This window comes from Moraxella sp. CTOTU47724 (assembly GCF_032014955.1).
Lineage (GTDB): Bacteria > Pseudomonadota > Gammaproteobacteria > Pseudomonadales > Moraxellaceae > Faucicola > Faucicola tetraodonis.
Genome location: NZ_DALZSV010000010.1, coordinates 1 through 19,015 on the forward strand (window position 1 = coordinate 1; position 19,015 = coordinate 19,015).

Below are 19,015 nucleotides of genomic sequence, written 5' to 3' on the forward strand. Positions count from 1 at the left end.
TCTACCCCATTTGCCATTGATTTGGCACAGCAGATTCATGGTTCAGCGGCGCTCGTCTCGCTATTTACGCTAATCACTGGAGTGGTCGGCATGGTGATTGGCGATATGGTACTGGCCTGGTCAAAAATCCGTTTCCATCTTGCCCACGGCGTGGCATTGGGTAATGCGTCACATGGTTTTGGTACTGCAAGAGCCAGTCAGCGCCACGAAAGCGAAGGCGTGATTGCCAGTCTGACGATGGTATTGGCAGGGTTATTTATGGTATTTTTTGGTCCTGCGCTGATTCATTTAATGACGGCTATTTAACACATGCCTTTCAATACGCACCTTGATTTTACAACACCTCAAAGCTCTCTAGTCATGAAAACTTGCCAAAATGACGTATTAATATTTGCCAAACAAAATAAAATTAGCGACAATGACCTACCTTTTTTTGGATTGTAGGAAAAAATTATGTCATTACAACAGATTATTGAAGATGCGTTTGAAAACCGTGCCAACTTCAACCCCAATGACGCCACCGACGATGTGCGTGCCGCCGTCAATGATGTGCTCGCCCAGCTCGATGCGGGTACCTTGCGTGTGGCAGAAAAAAAAGACGGTGAATGGATCGTCAACCAATGGGTCAAAAAAGCAGTATTATTATCCTTTCGTCTGAACGACAACCGCATCATGAATGGCGGTCGTGACCTGCAGTTCTTTGATAAAGTCGAAACCAAATTTTCAGATTGGGGCGATGAACAATTTGCCAAAGCAGGCGTGCGCGTGGTGCCGCCTGCCGTCGCGCGTAAAGGCTCATTCATTGCCAAAGGCGCTATCTTGATGCCATCCTACGTCAATATCGGCGCCTATGTCGATGAAGGCACGATGGTCGATACGTGGGCGACGGTGGGGTCATGCGCCCAAATCGGTAAAAACGTGCATCTATCAGGCGGTGTCGGCATTGGCGGCGTCCTTGAGCCGCTACAAGCCAACCCAACCATCATTGAAGACAACTGCTTTATCGGTGCGCGCTCAGAAATCGTTGAAGGTGTGATTGTTGAGGAAGGCTCGGTGATTTCGATGGGCGTGTATATCGGTCAATCAACCAAAATCCTAGACCGGGAAACAGGCGAAATCAGTTACGGCCGTATTCCTGCAGGGTCAGTTGTGGTATCAGGTAGCCTACCAAGCAAAGACGGCTCGCATAGCTTGTACTGTGCGGTAATCGTGAAAAAAGTAGACGCACAAACGCGTAGCAAAACATCTATTAATGATTTGCTCAGAATGGACTAGATTTTTAGTCAAGATAACAGTAAATTATTTAAAGCAAATCAGCCATGGTTTGCTTTTTTTATAGCCTTCAGAAAATTTTATAGCCTTTATTAAAGGAAACAGTATGTCGTCACAACAAAACACCACCTATGACAACGGCATTGCAGTACGCAAACAAGTCATGGGCGAAGCGCATGTGGAGCGTGCCATGTCACAAGTTACCGAATTTACTGCGCCACTACAAGACTGGATCAATGAACACGCCTGGGGCTCAACATGGCAACGCGACGGCAGTCATGGGAAAGGAATAGACCGTAAAACCCGCTCGCTAGTCACCCTTGCCTTTTTAATCGCGCAAAAATCCCCAACAGAACTAAAAGGGCATATTCGCGGGGCGATTAATAACGGTGCAAGCGTGGCAGAAATTCAAGAAGTGCTACTGCATAGTCTACCTTACTGCGGCGCACCAGCGGCTCAAGAAGCCTATCGTGCTGCAGTGGACGTGTTAACCGAAATGAAATTGCTTTAACCGCTGAACACAAAGATTTATTGGCATAAATTTGATAAAATAAACGCTAATTTTTATTAGTTAATCACATTTATGCCAAATTCAACGCTACCCATCCGCAATACCGCCATTCCCACCACTGACCCCGAAGCAGGACTTAAAGTCACTGAAATTTTTTATTCGCTGCAAGGTGAAGCCTTGACTGCAGGATTACCGACGATTTTTATTCGCTTGACGGGCTGCCCGCTGCGCTGCGTGTATTGTGATACCGAATATGCCTTTGTCGGCGGCGAGCGCATGAGTTTGGCAGGGATTTTGGCAGTGTGTGAGAGTTTTCCGTGCCAGCGTATTTGTTTGACAGGTGGCGAGCCTTTAGCCCAGCCCAATGCAATCGCTTTGATGAATTTGCTACTTTCGCATGGCTACGAGATTTCGCTTGAAACTTCGGGCGCACTGTCCGTGGCAGAGGTGCCAACGGCGGTATCTAAGGTTATGGATATCAAAACCCCAAGCTCTCAAGAAGCCGATAAAAATCTGTGGCAAAACCTCCCCTACTTAACTGCCCATGACCAAATCAAATTTGTCATTATGAATCGCGACGATTATGACTGGTCAAAACAAATCCTCGCAGACTACCAACTGGATAAAAAAGTCGCGACGGTATGGTTTTCTCCGATGTTTAATGTGGAAGAACGTCAAACCAATATACCTACCCTTGCCACTGACTTGGCAGAATGGATACTTGCCGATGCGCTGCCAGTGCGTTTTCAACTGCAACTGCATAAAATCATTTGGGCAGATGCCAAAGGCAAATAGCCGCTGTCAACTAGCCGCTGCCAAATCGTTAGAACACAACTTAGGGAAATATCAAGCCGATGGGAAAAATGATTGTTTGGGGGCTGATTGCGTCGGCTTTTTTTAGCACGTCGTTTGTACTGTATCAATTGATGAGTGTACAAGGCGGACATTGGTTTTGGTCAGCAAGTTTTCGCTGTTTTTTTATGTGGCTGTTGTTATCGGTTTTTATTTTGCTGCAAAACAAATTGAATCCGTCCAAGCTGATAGCGCTATGTAAACTATTTGCCAGTCATTGGCAGTTTTGGTGTGTGACGGGCGGTATTGGGCTTGGCACATATGGACTGCTGGCGTTTGCGGCAGATTATGCCGAAGGATGGGTGATTGCCGCAACCTATTTATTCACTGTGGTGGCAAGCTTGGTGGTGCTGAGTTTTTTTGGGCAATCATTTCAAAAAAAAGTCATTGTGTATTCGGTGATTGTATTTATCGGTGTGGTACTTGCCAATGTGGGTGAAGGGTTAAGGCATAGCACGAGCCAAGGCACTGATTGGCATGCTTTGTTGCTATTTGGTGCGCTGCCTGCCTTTATTGCCAGTTTTTGTTTTCCCTTAGGTAATCAATTGATTTGGCAAGCAGCACAACCCAAAGGGCACTCTACCCATCCTACCGATGCAATAAGCAAGGCAGCGAACAATGAAACGAGCAAATTGCTACAAAAAGTGCCGCAAGTGACTTCCCCGCTGCTATCAAATCCCTTGCATAAAGTCTGGCTGATGTCGCTAGGGTCATTGCCGATGTGGTTGGTATTAGGCATCATGGTACAACCGCCCGCGCCCAGTGTCTCACAAATGACCATTAGTTTTTTGGTTGCCTTGATGGCAGGTGTGCTCGGTACGACCACTTTTTTACATGCCCGTAGTCTTGCCAAACAGCCACAACAACTGGCCGCCGTCGATGCCACACAAGGCAGTGAAATTATTTTTGCGTTGTTAGGCGGCATGTTGCTGCTGCACACGCCGATGCCGTCAGGCTTAAGTTTTGTGGGGATTGCGTTGGTGATTATTGGGCTTGTGCTGTTTGCCAAGCAACGCTAGCGGTAGTCCACGTTGTGATAGTTTGCTATAATGCAGGCACTTTTATTTTAACCCTTTATTTAACCGATTAGGATTATTTGATGAATACTTTGACCGCTCTTTCACCTATTGATGGTCGCTATGCCAGTAAAGTGGATAGTTTACGTCCTTACCTGTCAGAATTTGGCTTGATTCATGCCCGTGTGACGGTGGAAGTGCGCTGGTTGCAGACCCTTGCCAATCATGCAGATATTCATGAAATTCAGCCTTTTTCGGCAGCGACCAATGAGCGCTTGGACGCGATTGTAGCCAATTTTAGCGAAGCAGACGCGATGCGTATCAAAGACATCGAACGCACCACCAACCATGATGTCAAAGCCGTTGAATACTTTTTAAAAGAAAAAATTGCCGACATCGATGCGCTAAAAGACGCGGGTGAATTTATCCATTTTGCCTGTACCTCTGAAGACATCAATAACTTATCACACGCGTTGATGTTAAAATCGGGTCGCGACGTACTGGCGCAATCGATGCAAAAAATCATTGATGAGATTGCAGCGCTCGCAGAAATCCATGCCGACCAACCCATGCTGTCACGCACGCATGGGCAAACCGCAAGCCCAACGACTTTGGGTAAAGAAATGGCAAATGTGGCATACCGTCTGCATCGCCAACTCAAGCAATTTAATAACGTAGAATTGCTAGGTAAAATCAATGGTGCAGTGGGCAACTACAACGCGCACCTGTCAGCTTATCCACAAATTGACTGGGCAAAAAATGCCGAACACTTTGTTACCAGTCTTGGGTTGACCTTTAATCCCTATACCACCCAAATTGAGCCACATGACTATATCGCCGAATTGTTTGACGCGCTGCGCCGTTACAATACCATTTTGATTGATTTTAACCGCGATGTATGGACGTATATCTCCTTGGGTTATTTCAAACAAAAGCTCAAAGATGGCGAAGTGGGCTCATCCACCATGCCACACAAAGTCAACCCAATTGACTTTGAAAACTCAGAAGGTAATCTAGGTATTGCCAATGCCATGCTCGCGCATTTGGGTGAAAAACTGCCGATTTCTCGTATGCAGCGCGACTTGACCGACTCAACGGTCCTTCGCAATATGGGGGTAGGTTTTGCTCAAAGTTTGATTGCCTTTGACGCCTGCTTAAAAGGTATTGGCAAATTAGAGCTTAACGCTAGTCGTCTCAATGAAGACCTAGAACTTGCACAAGAAGTGTTGGCGGAGCCAATCCAAACCGTGATGCGTCGCTACAATGTTGAAAAACCTTATGAGAAACTAAAAGCCTTGACCCGCGGTCAAGCCATGACTCGTGAGATGATGGTCAACTTTGTCAATGGCGATGAGCTGGCAGCCGTGCCAGAAGATGAGCGTCAACGTTTGGCTGATTTGACCCCTGCCACTTATACCGGTAATGCAGCGCAGCAAGCCAAAAACTTGAAAAATTTATTAAAATAAGACTTTTTCGCTCATCAAAAATCAAAAAGGACGCCTAAGCGTCCTTTTTTTACGTGACTTTTTTTTAAATCGAGTTTTTTACAGAATTTTTTTTAGGTGAGTTTGTTGATTAAACTTTGGGTTATTTTTTGGCATAGCCTTGTTGGTTAAGATAAGGCAGCACCTCGGGACGTACGGGTTTATCCAAATAACTTTCAATGGTTTGCACCCAATCCGACCCTGCTTGACCACGCGCCGCATAATAGTCTGCAACGGTTTGGTTATACTGGTCTAATGCGGATTTGTCAGCGGGTTCATATTGGTTGGTGGAAACTACCAAGGCCTTTGGCAAACGTGGACGCATGGCAGGGTTTTGGTCAGGATAACCCAATGCCATGCCAAATAGCGGCACCACGCCTTGTGGCAGTTTGAGTATGTCGCCCATCCGTCTGATGTCATTGCGGACGCTGCCCAAATACACACCACCCAATCCAATGCTCTCAGCCGCTAGCAGCAGATTTTGCGCCATAATGGCTGCATCAACCGCCCCAACAATGGTGACTTCAGTCCAATCAATTTGCGCATTGGGTACAAGGGTTTGGTGGCGGTGGTTGTCCATACAAAAAATTAGTAGCTCGGCACACTGCTCCACATAGGGATGACCGTATTTTTCTCCGTCTTTGGCTTGCTGGGCATCGGCGCAAATACGGCGTATGTCATAGCGCTGCGTTGCATCTGTCACCCGAATGATGCTTGCTGACTGCAAAAATCCCGATGATGAGCCTGCCATCCCCGCTTCGATAAGCTGCTCAAACGTCGCTGCATCTATTGGCTGATTGGTGAATTTGCGAATTGAACGATGATTGAGTATCGTCTCTAGGGTGGGTTTACTGTCGCTATGCTCACTATGTGTTGTCATAATTTACCTTGTTATGATTTGCCTTGTTATGGTTTGTGTTGTTATAAGTTGGGTTAGGGTTTGATTAGCCTTAGGGTTGGTATGTTTGAATCAGCTTTTGGGCTTGCACAATCACCGGAGTATCGACCATCTGTCCATCCATGGCAAATGCCGCAAGCCCTGTCTGTGCATAATGGTCAGCCACTTTTTTGGCAAAGGCAAGCTGTGCTTGGCTGGGTCTAGCCAGTGCATTGACAATAGCGACTTGGTTTGGATGAATACATAGCATCCCTGAAAAACCCAAATCGCGCCACCCATTGACACGCTGGGTCAAACCGTCATCATCATTGAAAGGCGGGTATACGCATTCAATCGGTGGGGTGAGCGCATTGATAGCACTATGCAAGCTTAGCTGATAACGGATTTGGTTGGCAACCATCTGACCTGCCTCGCTGTCTGCGCGCACGCCCAATTTTTCACAGATATCCAAAAAGCCAAAACTGAGCGCAGTCAAGCCTGCCGCAGCGGCGATGTCGGGTATATTTGCCATGCCTTTGGGCGTCTCAATCAAGGCAATCATGGGTTTGGCGAGCGCATGACGGACGCGGTCAATCTCTATGGCGTGCTCGACTTTGGGTAGCACTACCCCAATCACGTTGTTGATTGCGGACGCTGGCAAAGATTTTAGCAAATCAATATCGCCCGCTTGGTGGTTACTACTTGCGGCATTGATACGCACCCAAACAGGCTGGGCATCGGCGCCGCTTAGATAATTGACCACATTGTCACGTGATTGCATTTTGACACTATCACTGACCGCATCTTCTAAGTCAATTATCACCGTATCTGCGCCACGGGCAAAGGCTTTTTCCACCCGCTCAATATTGATGGCGGGTACAAACAAATAACTGGTTGCGCTCAATCCCTTGGGTTTTGCTACATTGTTTTCGCTCATGCGACATCCTTTTTCGTCCATTTTTGTTGACATATTTTTCTTTTTGGCAAACAACTTATCAAACAGCTTATCAAACAGCTTATCCAGCAACAACGCCCTACCCAAAGTAGCGCGTTTTTTAGCTTATTTTAAAACCGTCAATTTGGCTTTTTCACTGCGGCTAAACAGTAAATTTAACACGATGGCGACCACTGTCGCAGTACCGATACCACCCAAATTAAATTGTCCAATATGTAAGCTAAAATCCCCAGCGCCCATAATGACGGTCACTGCAGCAATGATTAAATTAGCATTTTTGCTAAAATCAATGTGATTATCCAGCCAAATTTTGACCCCTGCTACCGTGATAAGCCCGAACACCACGATCGAGGCACCGCCCAATAATGGCGCTGGGATGGTATGGATAAGCGCGCCAAATTTTGGTGACAGCCCCAGTAGCACAGCAATCAAGCCTGCCACCACAAAAACCGTGGTCGAGTATACTTTGGTCACTGCCATCACGCCGATATTTTCCGCATAGGTTGTCACGCCCGTACCGCCCATGCTCGATGACATCGCTGTACATAGACCATCAGCAAAAAAAGCCCGTCCCATATAGGGCGATACCGCTTGTCCTGTCATGGCTTCCACCGCTTTGATATGTCCTAAGTTCTCGGCGATTAAAATAAAGGCAACCGGGGCAATCAAAATCATTGCGTTGATATCAAACGTCGGATGATAAAAATTGGGTAATCCGACCCAAGCTGCTTGGGCAACTGGGGTAAAATCAATCGGCTTGCCATACCCAAGCACATTGGTGAGCACAAAATATGCCATATACGCCAATACCAATCCAATCAGTAGCAACAAACGACGCAGCATACCGCGGCTAAACACAGCGACCGCACTGATACACAATATCGTCATCAACGCAACCCAACTATCAAACTGGTTGCCCGACACGCCTTTGATAGTCACTGGCGCCAAATTTAGCCCGATAATCATCACAATCGCACCGGTTACCACAGGCGGCATGAGTTTCTCAATCCAGCCAACCCCTGTTTTCATCACAAGTAATCCGACCATGGCATAAAAAACCCCACAGACAAAAATACCACCGAGCGCCACGGATAAATTACCGTTAAAGCCTGAGCCTGTATAAGCCGTCGCGGTAATCACGGGCGCGATAAAGGCAAAACTTGACCCTAAATAACTGGGTACTCGCCCACCCGTTAAAAAGAAAAACAGCACCGTACTGAGCCCCGCCATCAAAATCGCAAGGTTGGCATCAAAGCCCATCAATAACGGCGCAAGCACCGTTGCCCCGAACATCGCAAACGCATGTTGCAGCCCAAGTAGCAGACTTTTATCAGCAGGTAAATACTCGTGGATACGCACAGGATGATGATCTAAATGCCCATCGTAAGGCTGCCATTTTGGGAACCAGCCGCTATCATTACCGGTATTTTGATGGGTTGGTTGTCTTTGCGAATTTGCCATAATTTTGCTCTCATCTGTCAACTGCGCGAATTTTACACGTTATTTTTGTTTTGTCAAAAAACCCTGCGCTTTGAGCCAATCTTCTGCAGCAGCGACATACGGTTGACTGTAGTAATCGGCAAATTTTTGACGGTATGGCTTACGCTCACGCGCTTCATTAAACGCCAAAATGGTTTGCTCATAATCGGCGAGCATTTGTGGTAACGCGTCAACTTGATACTGATTGTCAAAATACACCGCAGATTTTGGTAAACGCGGTTTTAGGCGCATTTCCACGCTAGGTTTACCGATACATAAGCCAAAAATTGGATAGGTATATTTTGGTAGCTGCAGCAGTTCGATTAAGTCATTGGCAATCATACGCAAACCACCAATCGGACAGGTGGCATAACCCAAACTCTCTGCCGCCACCGTGGCATTTTGCGCCGCTAATGCTGTATCAGTAGCGAGGGTAATCAATGTATCACTATCCTTAAACCCCTCAAAGCTGCCGTCATACGCTTGACTGCTCAAATAGGAGCGATAGCCATCCATCACAAATACCAAAAACACACTACATTGGGCAATCTGAGGGTTACGCGGTTGCAAATCGACGATTTTTTGACGTAACGCTTTATCGCTAATATTGATGATGCTGTAGTGCTGTCCGTTTTGCCAACTAGGTGCTTGCTGGGCGCATTTGATGATGTCGTTTAATTGCGAATCTGGCACGGTGGCGCTACTGTCAAACTCTCGATACACCCGATGATTTTGTAAAAGCTCAATGGTTTGATTGCTCACAGTTTGATTACTCGTAGCTTGGTTATTCACAGTTTGATTACTCATGATTGCCCCGTTAAAAGTGATTTAAACATGATTTGATGATTGTTGATGTTGATACGGTCGCCAAAGTAGCGCCACCCCAATAAGCAAAACAATAGCTGAGACGGGTAACAACGCAAGCCAAATATTTTTGCCTGTTGCAACTAGCGCAGTTAAGGGTCCGATAAGCTGCCCAAATGCAAAACTTGCGGTCATCAGCGCACTTAAATTGTATTTAGGGTAGTGGGTGACTTGGCTTGCCGCCACTTGCAGCCCTGCCATCGTCACCACCATAAAGGTGCCGCCCACCATCAGCGCTGACAACATCAAACCTGCCAACGACTGCCAAAGCGCAGGCAATAACGTACCGACCGCCATGATAATTTGCGACACTCGCCAAACGCCGAGTAAAGAAACATTGTTATAACGGCGTTGTAACCCCTGCGACAACACCACCGACAAAGCCGCCGCCAAGCCAAAAAACGGCCAAATCAGTAAATAACTTTGCCCTGATAACCATTGCTTGGCGATTTGTGGCAAAAAAGTCGCAGGCAAAATATAGCCAAACCCGAATAAACCATAGGCGGTTAATACATTCGCTAATTTTAGCTTATTAGGTGTTATGCTAGCGGTAGGATTGGTATTTGTGGCTTTGGTATGGGTAGCTTTGGTATGGGTAGCTTTGGTATGAGAGGTTTTGGCAGCGGCTGTTGAGGGAGATTTTGAGTTGATTTTCACCAGCAAAAAGGTGACAAGCAGGGTGGCGAGCAGCGCAATCCCGCCTAGATACTGCCATAATCGACTCGATAATGGGCTCAATGATGATTGAGCCGCGATAGTCACTGTCGCTGATTGAAAAATAAAATAGCTACAAATCAATCCTGTGAGGGTGATACCGATACCGACACCCGTATAAATCAAGCCACTGCTGGCTACCTGTCTTGATTTTAACCAATTGATTGCAAACGCACTGATAGATACCAGCACCCAAGCGCTTGCCACACCCGCCAAAAAGCGTAACACCAGTAACCAACCAAAACCGCTTAGCGAAGCCAGCCAAGTGGAAAGGGTCACCAAGGTCAGACCTAACACGACAAAAAGCGGATGTCGGTTACTTTTAAGCAGTGACAGCGCCCCGACCAAATAGCCAATATAGTTGCTACTTGATAACCACGCCGTTTGCGCAAGATGGACCGTGCCTTCTTGTATCATCAACGGCAAAATCGGTGTAAAAGCAAATCGCCCGATTCCCATTGCCACCGCAAGCGCAGTAATCGCTAGGATAAAGCAAAATATAATCTGCTGTCGGTCAGATTGTGACATTTTGCACTACCCCTTGATTTTATTGACACGGCTTGTCAGCGTTTAAGCTTGCATTTTAAAGATTGTTGAGCATACTTTGCAAGGTTTCCTTCACATTTTTGGACGACATATTAGCTTGGCTTAATATCAAAGCCTGTTTAACCATTGACTTTTTGTCTGCTACCAAGGCATTCCAATTTGATAAACCTTGAATCAAACGTGACGCCAACAGTGGGTTACGTTTATCCAAATCTTGCATCATGCTCAAATACTGCTCAACGCCTTGCTGTGTCCAAATTTTGGTGGGCTGCGCAAGCAATCCGCCGAGCACCGCCCGTACCCGGTTTGGGGTATTGATGTCAAAGTCTTGATGTGAGGTTAACGCAAAAATATCAGCAACACTCGCCTGACTGTCATTGGCTTGGACACCAAACCATAAATCCATCACCAATGCATCATGGTGAAAGCGTTGGTAAAAATCGGCAAGCCATTCGGCTTTTTGCGGCAAACCATGCGCCACCGCCGCATTTAACGCGCCTAAACGCTCAGTCATACAAGACGCTTGTTGGTATTGGGTAATCGCCCAGTGTTTGGCATCACTCACGCCTGCCAATAACGCCATATCCAGCACCACATTTCGCCACGCCCGCACGCCCATGGCTTCGGCTGTATCTTCATACGCGGTAATCGGCAGTTTGGCATACGCCCTTTGCCAAATGTCTTTAAGCTGTACCGCTACGGCTTTTTTGACCGCTTGATGACGGGCACGAACTTGGCTAGGGTCATAGTCGGTTTGAATCGCACTACCCAGCTCTCGCTCGCTTGGCATATCTAGTAACCGCGCCGCTAGCATGGGATCGGTTTCTGATAGCGCTGGCAGACTGGCTTTTAGTGCCGTGATATAGGCATCGGTATCAGCATTTTGCAATAAAATACGATTGACCAACAACTGCGCCGCTTGCCAACGGTTAAAGCCATTGGTCTCATACTGCATCAAAAACGCCAAATCATCATTGCTATACTCAAAATTGAGCTGAACAGGCGCGGAAAAATCACGAAGCAATGACACCACAGGGTCAAAATCCGCCTTAGCAAATAACCCATCAAATTCAAAGCTCTGGCTATCATCTTTTAACAATACCAAGTCTTCTTTCGCCAACTCACCCGTGGCACGGTTAAAAATCGCCATTTTAACAGGAATCGGCAAGGCTTTTGGTGCAGGATAGCCTGCCACTGGGCGCGTGTTTTGGCTTAGCGTCAAGATAAGCTTGTCAGCTGTTTTTTCAAAATGCCCCGACAACACAGGCGTGCCTGGCTGGGTGTACCAATCAATAAATGTTTCAATACTTGGGTCTGCAACGCTCAGTGCAGATAACAAGTCTTCAACCGTGACCGCTTGCCCGTCATAACGGCGAAAATATTCGTCCGTGCCTTGGCGGAATTTTTCTTTGCCAAGCGTATTGGCAATCATGCGCACGATTTCTGCGCCTTTCTCGTACACTGTGGCGGTATAGAAATTGTTAATCTCAACAAAATGGTCAGGGCGTGGCGGGTGCGCCAATGGGCTGGCATCTTCAGGAAACTGCGCCGCTCGCAATGTTGCCACATCATCAATCCGCTGTACCGCAGCAGAATGCAGACTTTCGGAAAAAGACTGGTCCCGAAATACGGTAAAGCCTTCTTTTAGACACAGCTGAAACCAGTCACGGCAGGTGATACGGTTGCCCGTCCAGTTATGGAAGTATTCATGGGCAATCACCGCTTTGACATTAAAATTACGGCGATCGGTGGTGGTCTCTGGGCTAGATAGTACGCAAGCGGTGTTAAAGATGTTTAATCCCTTGTTTTCCATCGCGCCCATATTAAACTGGCTCACCGCCACAATCATATAGCGGTCAAGATCATACGCCCGTCCGTAGTTGTCTTCGTCCCATTTCATTGAGTCTTTTAACGCTTGCATGCCGACATGGCACTGCTCGATGTTTTCATGCTTGGCGTATAATTCAAGCAGCACCTCACGCCCTTCACTGGTGACATACTGATCGGTCAATACGTCCAAATCTGCCATCACGCAAGCGAATAGATAACTCGGTTTTTTGGTGGGGTCTTGCCACACTGCAAAATGACGGTCGCCCGCAAGCTCGCCTTGGTCGATTAAATTACCATTGGCAAGCAGCGTTGGGTAAGTTTTATCGGCTTCAATGCGTGTGGTGAAGGTGGCAAGCACATCGGGACGGTCCGGATAAAAGGTAATTTTACGAAACCCTTCTGGCTCACACTGGGTACAGAACATTTTGTCCGCCCCTTCCCCTGCTTGGTATAACCCTTCAAGACTGGTATTGGTTTGCGGCACGATGGTGACAACGGTAGTAATCTGACAAGTGTCTGGCGCGTTAACAATCGTTAGGCTTTCTTGGTCTAGTTGGTAGTCGCTTTCGCTTAAAATTTTGCCGTTTAAGGTAATTGATTCAAGTTGCAATTCTCGTCCAAAGAGTACCAAATCGCCTGCTGTGTTTCTTGTCATGTCAAGATTGGCGGTGACGGTTGCATGCTTTTTATCAGCGCCGTCAAACAACTCGATGTTAAGGTCAATGTGATTGACGCTAAAGACTGGCGGTGTGTAGTCTTTTAGATAGATTTTTTGCGGTTGATTACTATTTAATTGGTGACTATTTAAACTGGGGTCTGGTGTGGGTATATTGGTGGGTACATCCGGCATTTCGCTGTTTAATAGCTGTGGATTTTCGGTTTGGTTGGTTTCGGTGACGTTGGTCATATATTTCTTTAGCTCGCAATGTGTTGTTAAAAATTATTCTCATTCAATGTGGCTATTATGCCATAATTAATGACGTTTTTTGGTCACAAACCATAATGACTTTGTTATTACATTTGCATGCTATTTTTTTTATTTTTATCGGATAAAATTTCAACTTTTTTTGACTCGCTTGTTGGTGACATGATGGATAATTTTGTAGGTAATTTATTTGATTTAGATTGGAAATTGATGGTCGTTCACATGTTTCAAATGGTGATAGCATTTGTGTTGGTGTTACCTGTCGGCTACAATCGTGAGAACAGTCGACAAAACATTGGGCTGCGCACCTTTCCGCTTGTAAGCCTGGCAAGCTGTAGTTTTGCGCTGCTTGCGTTTGAAGTGCAAGGCGATGACCCCAGTGCAATGGGGCGCATCGTAAGCGGCGTGGTAACGGGGATTGGCTTTATCGGCGGTGGGGCAATTCTCAAAAAAGATGGCATGATTGAAGGGACATCGACAGCGGCTGCGATTTGGTCGGCAGGCTGTGTGGGCGTGGCAGTGGCGATGGGGCGGCTAGAAATTGCGGTATTGATTAGTGTGTTTATGGTAGGGATTTTTTATTTTGTTAGTCCATTAAAACAAAAACTTAGCAAGGATAATGATGATGTTTAATGTAAAAAGTTGGATGATAGCTTAAACTTGCCCCAAGAAAAGCTGTTACTCTTCTTGGGGTAAAACCGCACATTTAACACCCATCGTCCACTATCATTGCAACACAAACTCTCTTAGGCTCACCACCTTATCGCGCACTTTTGCCGCTTCCTCAAACTTCAAATCACGCGACAAGGCTTTCATTTCTTTTTCTAGCCGTGCAATCTCTTTGGCAAGCAAATCAGGCGAACGCAAAATCGAAATATCCACATCAGGGAACGCATGGGTGACCGCAATCGCTTGGTTATCATTCGGGGCTTCTGCCTCGCCTGTGTCGATTTTGTCGGTAATCTGACGGCGAGCGGACGTCGGCGTGATGCCATGTTCCTCGTTATACGCCATCTGTTTGGCACGGCGACGCTCGGTTTCTTCAATCGCTTTTTGCATACTTGGGGTAATGCTGTCAGCGTACAAAATCGCCTTACCATTGACATGGCGCGCGGCACGACCGATGGTCTGAATGAGCGAACGCTCCGAGCGTAAAAAGCCTTCTTTATCCGCATCAAAAATCGCCACCAAACTCACCTCAGGCATATCCAACCCCTCACGCAACAGGTTGATACCAACCAGCACATCATGCACGCCTGTCCGCAGTTCGTGGATGATTTTCATCCGCTCCACCGTGTCAATATCCGAGTGCAAATAAGCGACTTTGATGTTGTACTCTTTTAGATAACCGGTCAAATCTTCTGCCATGCGTTTGGTGAGCGTGGTAATCAGCACTCGCTCATCTTTGGCTTTACGAATGTTGATTTCTGATAGCACATCATCAACTTGGGTCAAGACAGGGCGAATCTCTAGTATCGGATCGACCAGACCTGTCGGACGCACCACTTGCTCTACGATTTGCTCGCTGTGCTCAAGCTCGTACTGCGCCGGGGTCGCCGACACATACACTGTACTTGGGGTAATACGCTCCCATTCTTCAAACATCAGCGGGCGGTTATCCATCGCAGATGGCAGGCGAAAGCCATAATTGACCAAAGTTTCTTTACGACTTCTATCGCCTTTGTACATCGCGCCGACTTGTGGCACGGTTACATGGCTTTCATCAATAAATAGCAAGGCGTCGGGCGGAATATAGTCAAACAACGTCGGCGGTGCTTCACCCGCAGGACGTCCCGATAAATGGCGCGAATAGTTCTCAATGCCGTTACAGTAGCCAAGCTGTTGAATCATTTCCAAATCATAAGTGGTGCGTTCTTTGATACGCTGGGCTTCAATCAGTTTGTCATGCGCTCGAAAATACTCAAGGCGTTGTTCAAGCTCGGCTTTAATAGTGCCACTGGCTCTTTCTAACTTGTCTCGTGGGGTGACGTAGTGTGATTTTGGATAGATGGTAATGCGTGGCACACTGCGCACGTTCTTGCCTGTCAACGGGTCAAACCAAGTGATTTTTTCCACTTCGTCATCAAACATACTGATACGCACCGCAAGCTGTTCAGACTCAGCTGGGTAAATATCCAGCACTTCGCCACGCAAACGGTAAGTACCTCGCCCAAAGTCAAGCTCGTTACGCGTATATTGCAGCTCCACCAAGCGTTTGAGCATGGCAGTGCGGTCGATTTTGTCACCCACTACGATGTGAAGAAGCATTTTTAGGTAGCTTTCTGGGTCACCGAGACCATAAATACAAGACACCGATGCAATGATAATGGCGTCACGACGTTCGAGTAGCGCACGCGTGGCGGACAGTCGCATTTGGTCGATATGGTCGTTGATGGCGCTGTCTTTTTCGATAAAGGTATCGCTGGCAGGTACATACGCTTCAGGCTGATAATAGTCATAATAACTGACAAAATACTCCACAGCATTGTGGGGAAAGAATGCCTTAAACTCGCCATATAGCTGGGCGGCAAGGGTTTTGTTGTGTGCCATGATAATGGTAGGACGCTGGCATTGGGCAATCACTTTTGCCATGGTGTAGGTTTTACCTGAGCCTGTCACCCCTAAGAGCAACTGACCGTGCATGCCTTTGTCGACACCGTCAACCAATTTGGCAATCGCTTGCGGTTGGTCGCCTGATGGTTCAAATTCGGTCACCATCTCAAAAGGTTTACTTGAGATTTGGGTGCCACTGGCATTGACACCGGTGATTTGGGCATCATCTTGGATTTGGCGGGCAAGTTGGCTAAGTTCACGTTCGGATCGGGAAGATTGAGGTGGTCGCATTTTATTGTCTTTATAGTAGTCATAGATGGGTAAATAATGGGGTTGATGGGTAAGAAGTTAAAGCAAAATAACGCGAAATATTGTATCAGTGACGGGTTATATCGAAAAAGACCACCCATTAACAAACCAGCCCTCATCAAATTTGTTCAAATTACCCCATTAACCTATTCCAGTTAGGCATTTAAAAGCATTAGGTTAATTTGGCAAAATCCCTTATAATATCCCCTAACTTTTTCCACTGTAGCGGCAATGACTTGTATGAGTCATTTTGCTATTAGTCATATTAATCATTTTTTCGTTAATCATTTTGCAAACTTGCTCGTGCTGTATCGCAGTCCGTGACTTTCTATTTTTGCTTTGTTCTCGTTTTGAAGATGTAAAATAGAGATAGGTTTGCAAAGCGATTAATTTTCTATCACCCTTGATGTAATGAGAAAATTAAATGCGTGAATATCAACTATTTACCTCTGAATCCGTCAGTGAAGGTCACCCAGACAAACTCGCTGACCAAATCTCTGATGCTATCCTTGACGCCATCCTTGAGCAAGACATTCATGCGCGTGTGGCGTGCGAAACCTTGACCAAAACAGGCGGCGTGGTGCTGGCGGGTGAAATCTCTACCACCGCCAATGTTGATTTTGAAAAAATCGTGCGTGATACCGTTCTGCGCGTTGGCTACAATAGCTCAGAATTAGGCTTTGATGGCGCCACCTGTGCGGTTATCAATATGCTTGGCAAACAATCTCCCGAAATCGCCCAAGGTGTTGACCGCTCGCGCCCTGAAGAGCAAGGTGCCGGTGACCAAGGTTTGATGTTTGGTTATGCCACCCATGAGACGGATGTGTTGATGCCTGCCCCCATTCAGTTTTCCCATCGTTTGATGGAAAAGCAAGCGCAATTGCGTAAAGACGGCACATTAGCGTGGCTGCGTCCCGATGCCAAAGCGCAAGTCACGGTACGCTATGATGGCGACAAACCTGCGTTTATTGATGCGCTGGTACTATCAACCCAACACGATCCAAGTATCTCGCAAAAAGACTTGCATGAAGCAGTCATGGAAGAAATCATCAAGCCTGTCATTCCAGCCGCGATGCTGCACAAGGACACAAAGTATCATATCAACCCAACCGGGTTATTTGTGATTGGTGGTCCTGTGGGCGATGCGGGTTTGACGGGTCGTAAAATCATCGTAGACACGTATGGCGGTATGGCGCGTCACGGCGGCGGTGCGTTCTCAGGTAAAGACCCATCAAAAGTTGACCGTAGTGCAGCCTATGCAGGGCGTTATGTTGCCAAAAATATCGTAGCGGCAGGACTGGCGGAGCGCTGTGAAATTCAAGTAAGTTATGCCATCGGTGTAGCAGAGCCAACCTCTATTTCTGTCAACACTTTTGGCACGGGCAAAATCAGCGATGACAAGATTGTCGATTTTATCCGCCAGCATTTTGATTTACGTCCGTATGGTATCACGCGTATGCTTAACCTACTCCAGCCCATGTATGAGCAAACAGCGAGCTATGGTCACTTTGGTCGCCAAGGCACTGAAACCGCTTTTACTTGGGAGCGTACTGACCGCGCAGCACTACTTAGAGCAGACGCAGGTTTATAATTTTATTGACGTAGTACAAGATTTGTAGGGTGCGTTTTACGCACCTTTTTAACGTTTAATTGATGGTAGAGAATTAGAGAAAAGTTATGAGCGAAAACACCAACCAAATCACCGAAGAAATGAACGCGTTTTATGAGCGTGCTGATGAGTTTATCCAGCTTGCCAATACCCTTCGCACCGATGATATACACGCAGGTAAAATCAATGCCTCCATGTTGTATGCGGTCGCACGTTTTAGCGCATGGACAGCGGCAACGGGCTTTGTCAAAGGCGCTGATTATGCCAAAGAAAAGCAAGATATTATCGAACATTTCACCAAGAATTTTGAGCGAATGTTGTCTGACAATATTGACGACTATGCCGAAAACTTCCAAAAATACATGCAAATTGGCAATTAATTGCAGTCCAACAACACGAGCATTTCATTAAAAAAGCGTATTGAATCGTCATACGCTTTTTTTATTGCAGTGCTTATCATCTAAACCCGCAATTATTTGAACAATTAATTATTTAAACCATCGATAAAACAACCAACCTATTATCAAGATGACCAAGATAATCACACTCACCCGTTTCACCCATCTTGGCAATAACGGTAGGGTGATATTTTCTTGTTTAAGATGATTATCAAGCCCTTGTGTCAATGTGCTAAAGCCTTGCTCTTTAACCCCTGCTGATGGCGCAGGATGGGCTGTAGACGGCGTTTGACTGTTTGCCGCTAACGCTTGATTTTCATACGCATCAATTTGTTGTTTTGCTTCGTCTAAGCTAATCCCCTGCTCTTGTGCGTGGGTTTTGATGGCGATGACGTAGTTTTTTTTATCGACCAGTTGTTTGATATGACTCGGTAACGTTGATTGTGCCATAAGTAATTCCTCAAATTTCAACCTGTATATCATGCCTAGTTTGTTAAACTTATTTTAGAAGAATGTAGCAACGAACGCCTATTTATTGTAAATAAATGTAAATAAACACTTCACACTTTGCGCAAAATATTCACCTTTTAAAAGTTAGAGCGACTAATTATGTAAAAATAGAAGTTTACTATTCATTTTACGCATAATTTTATTTTTACTTAATTTAGTTTTTAAAAACAGCGTACTGACAGCCAGTTTTTTTGTGCGTATACTTATGGATATACTAAGGCAAAGCAGCAAATAACCTGCCTTGCCCTAAACCTAAAGCAGGGCTGATTAACCCTAACTTTGCTATTTTCCCCTTCAATCATGTAAAAAGG

General features: G+C 46.2%; 17 protein-coding genes. 9 read left to right on the forward strand and 8 right to left on the reverse strand.

Annotated features, from left to right (window positions below; translation table 11 throughout):
- The 6 genes from RTR63_RS03670 to purB all read left to right on the forward strand — a co-directional run.
- A partial coding sequence (locus RTR63_RS03670; RefSeq protein ID WP_312522716.1) for an LrgB family protein occupies nt 1-306 on the forward strand: 306 nt, incomplete at its 5' end.
- 147 nt (nt 307-453) lie between these two features.
- A complete protein-coding gene (gene dapD, locus RTR63_RS03675) occupies nt 454-1,275 on the forward strand; it encodes a 2,3,4,5-tetrahydropyridine-2,6-dicarboxylate N-succinyltransferase (RefSeq protein ID WP_312522718.1) in 822 nt (273 codons plus the stop codon).
- A gap of 103 nt (nt 1,276-1,378) precedes the next feature.
- Complete coding sequence (locus RTR63_RS03680) at nt 1,379-1,783, forward strand: carboxymuconolactone decarboxylase family protein (RefSeq protein WP_312522720.1); 405 nt, start codon at nt 1,379-1,381, stop codon at nt 1,781-1,783.
- 72 nt (nt 1,784-1,855) lie between these two features.
- Complete coding sequence (gene queE / locus RTR63_RS03685; protein WP_312522722.1) at nt 1,856-2,578, forward strand: 7-carboxy-7-deazaguanine synthase QueE; 723 nt, start codon at nt 1,856-1,858, stop codon at nt 2,576-2,578.
- 59 nt (nt 2,579-2,637) lie between these two features.
- Nucleotides 2,638-3,654 (forward strand): multidrug resistance efflux transporter family protein, encoded by a 1,017-nt coding sequence (locus tag RTR63_RS03690; RefSeq protein ID WP_065252818.1) that lies wholly within the window; start codon nt 2,638-2,640, stop codon nt 3,652-3,654.
- Nucleotides 3,655-3,734: 80 nt separating this feature from the next.
- On the forward strand, nt 3,735-5,117 hold the full coding sequence (gene purB, locus RTR63_RS03695) for an adenylosuccinate lyase (protein ID WP_065252819.1): 1,383 nt from the start codon (nt 3,735-3,737) through the stop codon (nt 5,115-5,117).
- Between the two features lie 121 nt (nt 5,118-5,238).
- Here the strand turns inward: purB and nfsA are convergent, their stop codons facing one another.
- The 6 genes from nfsA to pepN form a co-directional block, all read right to left on the reverse strand.
- Entirely contained in the window at nt 5,239-6,015 is a 777-nt protein-coding gene (gene nfsA, locus RTR63_RS03700) for an oxygen-insensitive NADPH nitroreductase (RefSeq protein ID WP_312522724.1), read from the reverse strand.
- A 70-nt stretch (nt 6,016-6,085) separates the two neighbouring features.
- Complete coding sequence (locus tag RTR63_RS03705) at nt 6,086-6,949, reverse strand: HpcH/HpaI aldolase/citrate lyase family protein (protein WP_179286556.1); 864 nt, start codon at nt 6,947-6,949, stop codon at nt 6,086-6,088.
- Nucleotides 6,950-7,072: 123 nt separating this feature from the next.
- Complete coding sequence (locus RTR63_RS03710) at nt 7,073-8,428, reverse strand: solute carrier family 23 protein (RefSeq protein WP_312522725.1); 1,356 nt, start codon at nt 8,426-8,428, stop codon at nt 7,073-7,075.
- A 39-nt stretch (nt 8,429-8,467) separates the two neighbouring features.
- Nucleotides 8,468-9,253, reverse strand: coding sequence for a nitroreductase family protein (locus RTR63_RS03715; protein ID WP_312522726.1), 786 nt, complete (start codon nt 9,251-9,253; stop codon nt 8,468-8,470).
- 21 nt (nt 9,254-9,274) lie between these two features.
- Nucleotides 9,275-10,552 (reverse strand): YbfB/YjiJ family MFS transporter, encoded by a 1,278-nt coding sequence (locus RTR63_RS03720; protein WP_312522728.1) that lies wholly within the window; start codon nt 10,550-10,552, stop codon nt 9,275-9,277.
- A gap of 55 nt (nt 10,553-10,607) precedes the next feature.
- A complete protein-coding gene (gene pepN, locus RTR63_RS03725; RefSeq protein WP_409418193.1) occupies nt 10,608-13,307 on the reverse strand; it encodes an aminopeptidase N in 2,700 nt (899 codons plus the stop codon).
- A 183-nt stretch (nt 13,308-13,490) separates the two neighbouring features.
- On the opposite strand from pepN, the gene RTR63_RS03730 reads away from it, so the two are divergent.
- Complete coding sequence (locus RTR63_RS03730; protein ID WP_198001250.1) at nt 13,491-13,958, forward strand: MgtC/SapB family protein; 468 nt, start codon at nt 13,491-13,493, stop codon at nt 13,956-13,958.
- Nucleotides 13,959-14,051: 93 nt separating this feature from the next.
- Here the strand turns inward: RTR63_RS03730 and uvrB are convergent, their stop codons facing one another.
- Nucleotides 14,052-16,169 (reverse strand): excinuclease ABC subunit UvrB, encoded by a 2,118-nt coding sequence (gene uvrB, locus RTR63_RS03735; RefSeq protein ID WP_312522731.1) that lies wholly within the window; start codon nt 16,167-16,169, stop codon nt 14,052-14,054.
- Between the two features lie 442 nt (nt 16,170-16,611).
- Here uvrB and metK point away from each other — a divergent pair, with 442 nt between their 5' ends.
- Together metK and RTR63_RS03745 are read left to right on the forward strand one after the other, a co-directional pair.
- Complete coding sequence (gene metK / locus RTR63_RS03740) at nt 16,612-17,778, forward strand: methionine adenosyltransferase (RefSeq protein ID WP_007115720.1); 1,167 nt, start codon at nt 16,612-16,614, stop codon at nt 17,776-17,778.
- Between the two features lie 86 nt (nt 17,779-17,864).
- Nucleotides 17,865-18,176 carry a DUF3144 domain-containing protein gene (locus RTR63_RS03745; RefSeq protein ID WP_065263831.1) on the forward strand — a complete coding sequence of 104 codons (312 nt, stop codon included), beginning with the start codon at nt 17,865-17,867 and terminating at the stop codon, nt 18,174-18,176.
- A 108-nt stretch (nt 18,177-18,284) separates the two neighbouring features.
- Here RTR63_RS03745 and RTR63_RS03750 read toward each other — a convergent pair whose 3' ends face one another.
- Nucleotides 18,285-18,644, reverse strand: coding sequence for a hypothetical protein (locus tag RTR63_RS03750; RefSeq protein ID WP_312522733.1), 360 nt, complete (start codon nt 18,642-18,644; stop codon nt 18,285-18,287).
- Between the last annotated feature and the right edge of the window lie 371 nt (nt 18,645-19,015).